Genomic DNA, 12695 nt, shown 5'->3' on the forward strand with positions numbered 1-12695 from the left:
CGTGTATGATCCTCCAAGAGAAATTTTAAAAGCCATTCCAGGGCTTACGGTCGTGGAAATGGAACGAAACCGTGAGGACGGCATGTGCTGCGGTGCCGGCGGCGGCATGATGTGGATGGAAGAAGAAGCGGGGCAGCGGGTGAACGTCGCCCGGACAGAGCAGGCGATGGAAGTGAGCCCGTCCATGATTGGGAGCGGGTGCCGTACTGCCTGACGATGCTGAGTGACGGGACCAAGGCCAAGGAAGTGGAAGATGATATTTCCACCCTGGATATTGCTGAAATTCTTGAACAATCTGTGGTTGGACCAACGAAACCAGCTGGTGATGAGGAAGAAGAACCTCAGCCGGCAGCGGAAAGATAGGTATAAAAGGGAGCAGAGTAGATGCTCCCTTTTTTCTGAAAAATAAATGAGCATACGGGGGAAGACCCGTTATCTTTGAAAACTATCTATAAATATTTTGCTATTTAATAAAAAAGGTTGATTTTTCTAAATTTTTTGTATAATTTAATAGTAAGAAGAAAGCGCTTTCAGATTAGATCCTTGAACAGCAAATTGATGACTGCAGAAGAAACAAGAACCATCTAAAGGGTACCAGGTGGTTTTTTGCTATTGGGTGACCGTCTTTTTTTGCAGCCGAAAATAATGAGCGAGCGTTCGATAGGAAAAGGAAAGGGTGATTTCTGATGAGAAGAACAGTAATTGTAGAAGGTGCAAGAACACCATTTGGAAAGTTCGGCGGGGCGTTGCAGGCATTAACAGCGTCAGAGCTTGGAGGGTATGCCATTAAAGAAGCGGTAGAACGTTCAGGTGTGAATAAAGAGGACATTCAAGAAGTAATCATGGGAAACGTCCTGCAGGGAGGGCAGGGTCAGCTTCCTTCCAGACAGGCATCTCGCCATGCCGGTCTATCTTGGGAAGTAGAAACAGAAACCATTAACAAAGTTTGTGCTTCAGGGATGAGAAGTGTGACAGCTGCTGATCAAATCATCAGATCAGGGGACGGTACAATGATTATCGCCGGGGGAATGGAGTCGATGAGCAATGCTCCGTACATAGTGCAAAGCTCGCTGGGGAGCAAGAATGGGTGATACTCCCATGAAAGATCTCATGGTTCATGATGGTCTCACATGTTCTTTCCAGGGAGTTCACATGGGGGTATATGGAAACACAGTAGCGGAACAGCATGAAATTCCCGGGAAATGCAAGATGAATGGGCGCTGAGAAGCATGAAAGAGCTGTCAGTGCAACCGACAATGGAAGGCTGAGAAAGGAAATTGTCGGCGTGACCATTCCCCAGCGCAAAGGAGAAGATTTGGTTGTAGAAGAAGATGAAGCACCTAGAAGAAACGCTGGCATCGAACAAATGAGAAAGCTTTCTTCTATTTTTCCAAGGATGGAACGATCACTGCCGGGAATGCGCCTGGAGTAAATGACGGAGCTTGCGCAATGGTGCTGATGGAAGAGAAGAAGGCTGAAGAGGCCGGCTTAAATAAGCTTGCAACGATAGTTGGTCATACAGCCCTCGCTTTGGAAGCAGAGAATTTTCCTAAGACCCCTGGTCTTGTTATTCAAAAGCTTCTTAAGAAAACAGGAAAAAGACTGGATGACATCAAGCTGTTTGAAATTAACGAGGCTTTCTCAGCAGTGGCCTTAACCAGTAACAAAATTGCAGGGCTGTCTCCAGAAAAAGTGAACGTAAATGGCGGTGCCGTAGCATTAGGCCATCCAATTGGAGCGAGTGGAGCCAGAATTATTTTAACTCTTGCCTATGAATTGAGAGAAAGAGGAGGAGGTCTTGGCATCGCAGCTATTTGCAGCGGAGGCGGCCAGGGAGACGCTGTTTTAATAGAGGTATAAAAGGCAAATCACTATTGCTTTTATCTTATAAGAAGAAATAGAAAACAATCATCTGACAAGACCAGGAGGCAAGGAGGAAGGGTGTATATATGAAAATACAAAACATTATGGTCGTCGGTGCAGGCCAAATGGGATCCGGCATCGCACAGGTACATGCCGAAGCTGGATATCACGTTTATTTAAACGATATTGATGCAGCGAGAGTAGAAAAAGGATTAGCGGTCATCCGAAAAAATCTATCAAGACAAGTAGAGAAAGAAAGAATGACCGAGGAGCAAAAAGAAGCTGCACTTGCTCATATCCACCTCTCAACCGACTTAGACGATGCCCAAAAAGTGGATCTGGTTATTGAGGCAGCGATTGAGAATATGGACACAAAAAAGGAGATATTTGCTGCGTTGGACCGGTTAGCGCCGGAGCATGCCATTTTGGCTACGAATACTTCTTCGCTTCCGATTACTGAGATTGCAGCTGCCACCAACAGGCCTGAACAGGTAATCGGCATGCATTTCATGAATCCGGTTCCAGTCATGAAGCTTGTCGAGATCATCAGGGGACTGGCCACGACTGATGAGGTATTTGAAAACGTAAAGAACACGGCCGAAGCTCTAAAGAAGGTTCCGGTAGAGGTAAACGACTTTCCCGGGTTTGTGTCCAATCGCATCCTGCTGCCTATGATTAACGAGGCCATCTACACCGTCTATGAAGGTGTAGCGGAGCCAGAAGCCATAGATGAAGTGATGAAGCTTGGCATGAACCATCCGATGGGACCTTTAACTCTGGCTGACTTTATCGGGCTCGATACATGTCTGTATATTATGGAAACGCTTCATGAAGGACTGGGAGATGACAAATACAGACCATGTCCTCTTCTTAGAAAGTATGTGAAGGCCGGGTGGCTTGGAAAGAAATCTGGAAGAGGTTTCTACCAATACGATTGATTCTCTGAAATGAAAAGCCAAAGGAGGACGGTCATGGAGCTGACATTTACGAGTGAGCAGCAAATGATGAGAAAAATGGTCAGAGAATTTGCAGCGGACCGTGTTCAGGGAGAAGTAAAAAGGATGGAAGAGGAAAAACGTTTTCCGGCAGAACTGATAAAAGAGATGGCTGAGCTGGGTCTTATGGGTATTCCAGTTCCTGAGAAGTACGGCGGGGCTCCATGGATTTTACCTCTTATGTGATCGCCATTCATGAATTGTCAAAGGTCAGTCCGGCCGTTGGGGTCATTTTGTCGGTTCATACCTCCGTTGGAACTAATCCTATTCTTTACTTTGGGACGGAAGAACAAAAGCAAAAGTATGTGCCAAAGCTTGCTTCAGGAGAGTATCTCGGGGCGTTTGCACTTACGGAGCCTGGTTCAGGAAGCGACGCAGCCAGTTTGAAAACCTCGGCTGTGCAAAAGGGAGATTATTATTCTCTAAACGGAAGCAAAGTGTTTATCACAAACGGAGGGGCAGCTGACACTTATATCGTATTTGCATCCACCAGCGGAAAAAGGGAAAGACGGCATTACTGCCTTTGTTGTAGAGAAGAACACACCAGGACTGAAGGTAGGAAAATATGAAGAAAAGATGGGCCTTAATGGTTCGAATACAACAGAGTTAATTTTTGAAGAGTGCCAAGTACCTTTGGAAAACCGCCTCGGTAAAGAAGGAGAAGGATTTAGTATTGCCATGGCTAATCTTAATAATGGGCGTGTCGGAATTGCCGCTCAATCTCTTGGGATCGCCGAAGGAGCCTTTGAAGCAGCGAAAGCATACGCCAAAGAGCGCAAGCAGTTTGGAAAGCCAATAGGAACCCATCAGGGCCTTGCTTTTAAGCTGGCTGATATGGCGGTACAGGTAGAAGCAGCTAGACTTTTAACGTATCAGGCAGCCAGCCTGATTTCAAAAAACAAACCAAGCGGCAAGGAATCGTCTATGGCTAAGCTTTTTGCCTCCCGTGCTGCCGTGAACGTTTCAATCGAAGGGGTTCAAGTATTTGGCGGCTATGGCTATACAAAGGAATATCCAGCAGAACGGTTTTTCCGGGATGCCAAGGTTTGTGAAATATATGAGGGAACGAGCGAAATCCAAAGAATTGTTATTAGTAAAGCATTGCTGAACCAGTAAAAAAAGAAACGCGGACTGCGCCTGTCATGACTTTCCACTCAGCTTTTGAAGCAGACAGCAGGTGCTTTCCACAGGATAAATAAGGAGAGATAACAAATGAACTTTTTATTAACAGAAGAGCAGCAAATGATTAGAAAAATGGTAAGGGATTTTGCTGAAAAGGAAGTAGCTCCCACGGCTGCAGAGCGTGACGAAGAAGAACGTTTTGATATGAAGATCTTTGAGAAAATGGCTGAGCTGGGCCTGACAGGCATCCCTTGGCCCGAAGAATACGGAGGGATTGGAGCAGATTATGTCAGCTATGTCATCGCAGTGGAGGAATTATCAAGAGTATGTGCATCCACAGGGGTAACGTTGTCTGCCCATTTGTCTCTGGCAAGCTGGCCTGTATACAAATACGGAACAGAAGAACAAAAACAAAAATACTTACGGGCCATGGCGGAAGGAACAAAAATGGGAGCTTACGGACTGACGGAGCCCGGTTCAGGGTCAGATGCAGCAGCAATGAAGACGACTGCTGAGGAAGACGGGGACGATTATATTTTAAATGGTTCTAAAATCTTTATTACTAACGGCGGTATTGCTGACATCTATATCGTTTTTGCTATTACAAGTCCTGAGAAAAAGCACAAAGGCATTAGTGCATTTATTGTAGAAAAAGATTTTCCTGGTTTTTCAGTAGGCAAAAAAGAAAAGAAACTGGGGATTCGCTCATCTCCTACCACGGAAATTATTTTTGAAAACTGCCGGGTCCCAAAAGAAAACATGCTCGGAAAAGAAGGGGAAGGCTTTAAAGTAGCAATGAGCACACTCGATGGAGGGCGAAACGGCATTGCAGCCCAGGCCGTCGGTATCGCTCAAGGAGCCTTGATGCTGCGGCAGACTATGCAAAAGAAAGAAAACAATTCGGCCAGGCTATCGGAAAAATGCAGGGGATTTCTTTTAAGCTGGCAGATATGGCTACAAAGATAGAGGCTTCTAGACTTCTTACCTATCAGGCTGCCTGGAGGGAAAGTGAGGGAGTTTCCTATGGCAAAGAATCTGCGATGTCAAAGCTTTTTGCAGGTGATACAGCCATGGAAGTAACAACAGAAGCAGTTCAAGTATTTGGGGGCTACGGATACACAAAGGAATATCCGGTTGAAAGGTACATGCGTGACGCCAAGATCACACAAATTTATGAAGGAACCAATGAAGTGCAGCGCCTTGTTATTTCAAAAATGCTTTTATCTGAGTAAAAAAGGAGCCGGCACGGTAAACCGTTTCGGGGAGTGCAGGAGCCAATTGGGTGTGAAAGATATGAGGGAGAGCAGCTTTTCATGAGCTGCACCCCTTTCTTATAAATCAAGGGGAGGTCGTGCTGGTGAAAAAAAAGAAAGTGCCATCGATGGTGAAGGATCAACAGCTCATTAAACATCGACGTGAGCAAATGATACAAGGAGCTATCACGCTTTTTAAGGAAAAAGGTTATCATCGGACCACGACCAGGGAAATTGCCAAGGAATCAGGTTTCAGCATTGGAACACTGTACGAGTATATTGGATCAAAGGAAGACGTTTTGTATTTGGTGTGCGATTCAGTGTATGAAGAAGTAAGGACCCGTCTTGACTCCTTGATTGATACAGAATCCGTTGGTCTTGACCGACTTAAGTTAATCATAACCTCTCTGTTTAATGTAATGGATGAAATGCAGGATGAAGTGCTGGTGATGTACCAGGAAGTCAAATCTCTCCCTAAGGAGGCGCTTCCCTACGTCCTGAAAAAAGAAGTGGCCATGACGGCCATTATAGAACAGGCGATAAAAGACTGCAGGGAACCCGGAGTCCTGACCATTTCAGATAAGGAAGCCACCTTAATGGCTCATAATATAATGGTAAAAGGACAAATGTGGACCTTTAGGCGCTGGGCGCTAAAGCATTCGTTTACTCTTAAGGAATACACCGATATCCAAATTAAGATGCTGCTCGGTGGAGTGGTGTCAGAACAAATGTCTTAATATTTTGAAAAGAAAAGAGGGCATGCAGATGGCACAAGAGGATTTATACCGACCGAAGAATCACGTTCGTTTTGTGACAGCTTCTAGTCTGTTTGATGGACATGATGCCTCGATTAACATCATGAGGAGGCTTTTGCAGGCAGGAGGGGCAGAAGTTGTACATCTCGGTCATAATCGTTCAGTAGAGGAAGTTGTAAACGCAGCCATTCAAGAGGATGTACAAGGAATCGCTATCTCATCCTATCAGGGCGGTCATATTGAATATTTTAAGTATTGCTATGATCTGTTACAGGAAAAAGGAGCGGGCCATATTCGAATTTATGGTGGAGGCGGCGGAGTGATCACCCCTCCAGAGATTAAGGAGCTTCATGAATATGGCATTGCCCGTATTTTCTCTCCGGAGGATGGAAGAACGTTCGGGCTTCGTGGAATGATTAGTCAAATGCTTGAGGAATGCGATTTTCCTACCATCCAGGATACAACCATGCGGATGGAAGAGATCAAGGAGAAAAGGGACCAGGCGGTGGCTCGTTTTCTTTCTGTCGTAGAAACAGAAGGAGAAACAAAAAAGGCATGGGAAAAAGCTTTGCAGGAGCTTAAAGGACTTGCAGGAGCAAAGGATGCTCCAGTGCTTGGCATTACAGGAACGGGAGGTTCCGGGAAAAGCTCATTGACTGATGAGCTGGTCAGGCGTTTCATACGTGAATTCCCTGAGAAAACGGTGGCGATTTTGTCTATTGACCCCACTAAGCAGAAAACGGGAGGAGCTCTTCTTGGGGACCGTATACGGATGAACTCTATACACCATTCACGGGTGTTTATGAGAAGCCTTGCCACACGTGGCTCAAAGACGGAGATGTCCAACAGCATTGTAGATGCTATTGAAGTGGCTAAGGCTGCTGGCTTTGATTTAATCATTATTGAAACAAGCGGGATCGGACAGGGGGATGCTGAAATCACAGAGGTTTCTGATGTGTCCATGTATGTTATGACAAGTGAATTCGGCTCCCCTTCTCAGCTGGAAAAGATCGACATGATCGATTTTGCCGATTTAATTGCGGTAAACAAGTTTGACCGAAAAGGGTCAGAGGATGCAAAGCGTGATGTAAGTAAACAATATCAGCGGAGTCACATGCTTTTTGAGCAGGATACAAAAGAAATGCCGGTCTACGGAACAATAGCCAGTCAATTTAATGACCCGGGCACTAATATTTTGTTTGCTGCCTTAATTGACGCATTAAACAAAAAATGCGGTACAGAGTGGGAAACGGCTATTGATGTAACAAAGGAATCAAAAAAGAAGGATTTAATTATTCCCCCTGAGCGGATTACGTATTTAAGGGAGATTGTACAGACAGTCAGAAATTATAAAGCTTATGCAGAAAAGCAGTCTGAATTGGCTCGCAAGCTGTTCCAGATTTCCGGAACCATTGATTTGCTCAAGAAGCAGGAAGAAGCAAATGAAGAGATGATAAAAGAGCTTCAGAGCATCTACGATGATATCGAAGAAGACCTTGATAAAGATGTACGAAAGCTCTTACGAAACTGGGAAGACTTTAAAGATTCCTACAAACAAGATACCTTTACTACAAAAATCAGAGATAAAGAAATCGTAACCGAGCTTCAGACCGAATCATTGTCAGGTCTGAAAATTCCCAAAGTGGCTCTCCCAAAATACAAGGACTGGGGAGAAATTGTAAAGTGGAGCATGAAGGAAAATGTTCCAGGCAAATTTCCTTTTACAGCCGGTGTTTTTCCATTTAAGAGAAAAGGAGAAGACCCTAAGAGACAGTTTGCTGGAGAAGGAACACCGGAACGGACAAACCGGCGCTTCCACTATTTATCAAAAGACGATGAGGCCAAGCGTTTAAGCACAGCCTTTGACTCTGTTACTTTGTACGGGGAAGACCCGGACTACCGGCCCGATATATACGGAAAAGTGGGGGAAAGCGGCGTAAGCATATGTACATTGGAAGACATGAAAAAGCTCTATGACGGGTTTGACCTTTGTGCGCCGACTACCTCCGTGTCTATGACGATCAACGGACCGGCACCAATTATTTTAGCTATGTTTATGAACACAGCCATTGACCAGCAGATTGAATTTTTTGCTGAAAAGCATGGACGACGTCCGACCGCCGAGGAAGCAGAAGAAATAAAACAGTGGGCCCTGTCTACCGTAAGAGGAACAGTGCAGGCTGACATTTTAAAGGAAGATCAAGGGCAGAACACATGTATTTTCTCCACAGAATTTGCACTAAGAATGATGGGGGATATCCAAAGCTACTTTATTACAAAGAAGGTTCGAAACTATTATTCCGTTTCGATCTCGGGCTATCATATTGCCGAAGCAGGGGCAAACCCTATCAGTCAGCTTTCTTTTACTCTGGCTAATGCTTTCACCTACGTGGAGTACTATTTAAGCCGAGGCATGGATATTGACGATTTTGCACCGAATCTTTCCTTCTTTTTCAGTAACGGACTAGATCCGGAATATACAGTGATTGGCCGTGTTGCAAGAAGAATCTGGTCAACAGTAATGAAAAATAAATATGACGCCAATGAACGGAGCCAGAAGCTGAAATATCACGTGCAGACGTCCGGACGCTCATTGCATGCCCAGGAAATTGATTTCAATGATATACGTACCACACTTCAAGCGTTAATGGCCATCTATGATAACTGTAACTCCCTGCACACGAATGCTTATGATGAAGCAGTCACTACTCCTACAGAGAGTTCGGTAAGAAGAGCCATGGCTATTCAAATGATTATCAGCAAAGAGCTTGGTCTTGCAAAAAATGAAAACTCCCTGCAAGGTTCATTTATTATTGAGGAGCTGACGGAGCTGGTAGAGGAAGCAGTTCTTCAGGAGCTGGAGCGGATCAACGATAGAGGCGGCGTACTTGGTGCGATGGAAACCCAGTATCAGCGCGGTAAAATTCAGGAAGAGTCCATGTATTATGAAATGAAAAAGCACACAGGGGAGCTTCCGATTATAGGGGTAAACACGTACCTGAACCCTGCAGATGAGGAAGATGAAGACTTCGATATGGAACTTGCCCGGGCAACGAAGGAGGAAAAGGAAAGCCAGATTCAAAACCTGCGGGCGTTTCAGGAAAGAAACAAAGAAGAAGGGGAAAAAGCGCTGAAAAGACTTCAAGAGACAGCGGTAAGCGGCGGGAACATCTTTGAAGAGCTGATGGAGACAGTGAAAGTGGCAAGCCTTGGGCAGATTACCCACGCCTTATATGAGGTAGGGGGCAGTATCGACGTAATATGTAAGGAAGAAGAGACCGAAAAAAGAATGGAAAGAAGTCCCGAACTACTTGCTGCAGTGGTTCGGGATTTCTTTCTTTATTCCATATAAATGAAACACATCCACACCCTTTCACCTAATAAACACCCAGATCTGTTCGAGCTTCCTTTTTCTCGCATGCACGGTGTCTTCTCTGCTACGGGTACGGACCCAGCCCTTTTTGTTGTTTGTTTTTGTTAAAAGACGCTCACTTGCACCTAAAGGTACAAGTGCGACATCCATGAATGCATTACTTCATTCGCATTCATGGTGTCTTCTATGCCTCGGGCATTGCCTCAGCTTCCTCGGGTAAACACCCTGCGGGATCTTCGGCTAATGCTATTCCCGAAGGCGTCTCGCGCTTTTATCTACAATCAAATTACTTATAAAATCAACATAGGCCATTAACAGGGATATTCTGAATTAAAAGAAGCTTGCCAAAAGAATGGGACTTACAAATCTAGAGAATAGATAGCTGACGGCCGTACCTTACTATAGAATGGTTAAAAGTGAAAGACTAGAAGAGTAGAGTGGTCAAAGGGTTTTTACAAGGTTTAGGGAGGAGTTTTTCCAGCTCTTTCTTTTTTTCTTGAAATCTTTGTTCCTTGCTAGCATAAAGAGGGGAAATGTGTTTATAATGGAAAGTATGATTTTAACGGTTTACTCTCTTCTTCCCTTTTCATGCAAGGGAATTTCCAATCAGTGATCAGCCTCAAGCGGGGAAGGTCACTCAGAGAGAGTTCTAAATAGTTCTTCCTTTCAAACCATGAAAGAAAGAGCATGAGCCGCAAGGCTGAAAAACAATTGGAAAGGAAGTGTTGTTCCATGAGCATCCGCGATTATTCCCGTGAAGAAGTAGAAGAAATGGCAGCGGTGGAAGTGGCTCACATGTTACTGGAGCAAGAAAAGAAACCTTACCCTTATCTTCAGTTAATCGACACCATTGCAAAGGTAAAAGGATTAAATGAAGAAGAGAAGGCATTGCGCCGGACGAAAGTTTTTACTTCAATGAACCTGGATGGACGCTTTGTCCACCTTGGAGAAAACCACTGGGGACTCAAAGCATGGTATCCTGTTGATAAAACAGATGAAGACCTTAGCCACACAGTGACTGATTCCGGAAAAGGAAAAGCTCACGAAGACGGCTTTGATCATTTCGAGGATTATGATGAAGGTCTTGAAGATCTTGAAGATGAGCTGGACGAGCTTTCTCACAGTGAAAGCGGCGTAGATCTTGAAGAAGATGACGATCTTGGCGGACGTTTTGAGGATGAAGCGAAGAGCCGTACCCTCACAAAGACGGAGATGAAGACTAAGTTTTTTTGTGGACTTTTTCTTATGAACACTCAGGTACAAAGACCGTTCAGCTGAGAAAAGTCACGCTTGCAAAATAAAGTTCATTGGTTCTATTTTTCCGCTCTTGACTTTTAAAAGGGCGCTCGGTAAAATCATTTTTGGGCTTTAAAAGGTTAGAAAATTACATTTTGCAAAAGATGAAATTTGATACTAAAACAAAAGTGCGCCCCTCCTATGGGTGAGGTGTCACTTTTGTTTTTTTATTACCAATACAATGCCGGGGATATAAATTTTGCTTTTAAGTAAAAATGAAAACAGGGCCTTTTTAAAAAGGCAGCAGACTGGCAGGAAGTATCGTAACCCCCATGTACAAGGACAGAATTCAGTATATATATTTGCGGCCATAGAAAATGCAGGAATGGCCCAGGGCTTGCAGGAAAAGCCCTCTCACTGCTAACGGACTTATTTTGAAAAAGGAGTAGATGAAAGCATGTCAACTAAATATATTTTTGTAACCGGAGGCGTTGTTTCTTCTTTAGGAAAAGGAATTACAGCTGCATCTTTAGGCCGCTTATTAAAAAATAGAGGATTAAACGTTACCATACAAAAATTCGATCCCTACATCAATGTGGATCCAGGAACAATGAGTCCGTATCAGCATGGAGAAGTGTTTGTGACCGAAGATGGAGCCGAAACAGATCTGGACCTTGGTCACTATGAACGCTTTATCGACATTAATTTAAATAGAAACAGCAATGTGACCACAGGAAAAGTCTATTCATCTGTCATCCGCAAAGAACGCCGCGGCGACTACTTAGGAGGAACCGTACAGGTTATTCCACACATTACCAATGAATTAAAAGAACGAATTTATCGTGCGGGCCGGGAAACGAATTCGGATGTCGTAATCACTGAAATTGGCGGAACAGTAGGGACATCGAAAGTCTTCCTTTCCTGGAAGCCATTCGCCAAATTAAAAGTGACGTAGGCGTGGAAAATGTAATGTACATCCACTGTACATTAATTCCTTATCTTGCAGCAGCTGGAGAGATGAAGTCCAAGCCGACCCAGCACAGTGTTAAGGAATTAAGAAGCTTGGCATTCAGCCTAACGTTATTGTGGTGCGTACAGAAAAGCCGGTGCCTCAAGACATGAAAGAAAAGATTGCTCTTTTCTGTGACATTAATAAAGAAGCAGTTATTGAAGCCCGTGATGCCGACACGCTGTATCAGGTTCCTCTTGACCTGCAGGAACAGAAGCTTGATCAGCTGACTTGTCAGTATTTAAACCTGGATTGTCAGGAAGCGGATATGACAGAGTGGAAGGCTCTCGTTAACAGAGTGCAGAACCTTTCTGAAAAAACAACGATTGCCCTGGTCGGAAAATATGTTTCACTGCCCGATGCTTATTTGTCTGTAGCTGAATCCTTGAAGCATGCAGGCTACAATTTCGATGCTGACATAGACATTCGCTGGTTGATTCAGAAGCACTGACAGAGGAAAACGTGAAGGAGCATCTTCAGGATGCAGATGGAATCATTGTGCCAGGCGGGTTCGGGGACCGTGGAATTGAAGGGAAAATCTCAGCAATTAAATATGCTCGTGAACAGTCCGTTCCTTTTCTGGGCATCTGCTTAGGAATGCAGCTTGCATCTGTTGAATTTGCCCGCCATGTTGCCGGCCTTGAAGGAGCGCATTCTGCAGAAATTGATCCGGACACTGAACATCCAGTCATTGATCTTCTCCCAGAGCAGAAGGATGTAGAAGATATGGGAGGGACGCTTCGTCTTGGCCTGTATCCTTGTAAGTTCACTGAAGGTTCTCATGCAAAAGGAGCTTACGGGGAAGAAATTGTGTATGAACGCCACCGTCATCGCTATGAATTTAACAATTCTTATCGGGACACCCTTGAAAAAGCAGGGTTTGTATTCAGCGGGACCAGCCCCGATGGACGACTTGTGGAGATCGTAGAGATTAAGGATCATCCTTACTTTGTTGCTTCTCAATTTCACCCGGAGTTTGCCTCAAGGCCTACTCGTCCGCAGCCATTGTTCCGTGAATTTATTAAAGCTTCTCTTGAAAACAAGAAATAAAGAGAAAAGCCCGCTTTCCGTGCTTAGGAGCATGGAGCG

General features: G+C 44.6%; 3 protein-coding genes and 6 pseudogenes. All 9 read left to right on the top strand.

Features of this window, described 5'->3' with window-relative positions; all coding sequences use genetic code 11:
• Positions 1–363: pseudogene (locus tag JCM19033_RS22550) on the top strand (heterodisulfide reductase-related iron-sulfur binding cluster); the annotation flags it as partial.
• A 323-nt stretch (positions 364–686) separates the two neighbouring features.
• Positions 687–1860, top strand: a pseudogene (locus tag JCM19033_RS16070) (acetyl-CoA C-acetyltransferase).
• A gap of 89 nt (positions 1861–1949) precedes the next feature.
• Positions 1950–2801, top strand: coding sequence for a 3-hydroxybutyryl-CoA dehydrogenase (locus tag JCM19033_RS16075; RefSeq protein WP_054637050.1), 852 nt, complete (start codon positions 1950–1952; stop codon positions 2799–2801).
• A 33-nt stretch (positions 2802–2834) separates the two neighbouring features.
• Positions 2835–3974 (top strand): annotated as a pseudogene (locus JCM19033_RS16080) (acyl-CoA dehydrogenase).
• 96 nt (positions 3975–4070) lie between these two features.
• Positions 4071–5212 (top strand): annotated as a pseudogene (locus JCM19033_RS16085) (acyl-CoA dehydrogenase).
• 125 nt (positions 5213–5337) lie between these two features.
• Complete coding sequence (locus tag JCM19033_RS16090) at positions 5338–5970, top strand: TetR/AcrR family transcriptional regulator (RefSeq protein ID WP_054637051.1); 633 nt, start codon at positions 5338–5340, stop codon at positions 5968–5970.
• Positions 5971–5998: 28 nt separating this feature from the next.
• Positions 5999–9255 (top strand): annotated as a pseudogene (icmF, locus tag JCM19033_RS16095) (fused isobutyryl-CoA mutase/GTPase IcmF).
• An 838-nt stretch (positions 9256–10093) separates the two neighbouring features.
• Entirely contained in the window at positions 10094–10639 is a 546-nt protein-coding gene (rpoE, locus tag JCM19033_RS16100) for a DNA-directed RNA polymerase subunit delta (RefSeq protein WP_054637052.1), read from the top strand.
• Between the two features lie 415 nt (positions 10640–11054).
• Positions 11055–12656, top strand: a pseudogene (locus tag JCM19033_RS16105) (CTP synthase).
• Positions 12657–12695: the final 39 nt, after the last annotated feature.

Source organism: Thalassobacillus sp. C254 (assembly GCF_001310615.1).

What these genes read in the sequence shown, in the direction of transcription:
- JCM19033_RS16075 (WP_054637050.1), top strand. Translation starts at nt 1,950, where the DNA reads ATGAAAATACAAAACATTATGGTCGTCGGTGCAGGCCAAATGGGATCC.
- rpoE (WP_054637052.1), top strand. Translation starts at nt 10,094, where the DNA reads ATGAGCATCCGCGATTATTCCCGTGAAGAAGTAGAAGAAATGGCAGCG.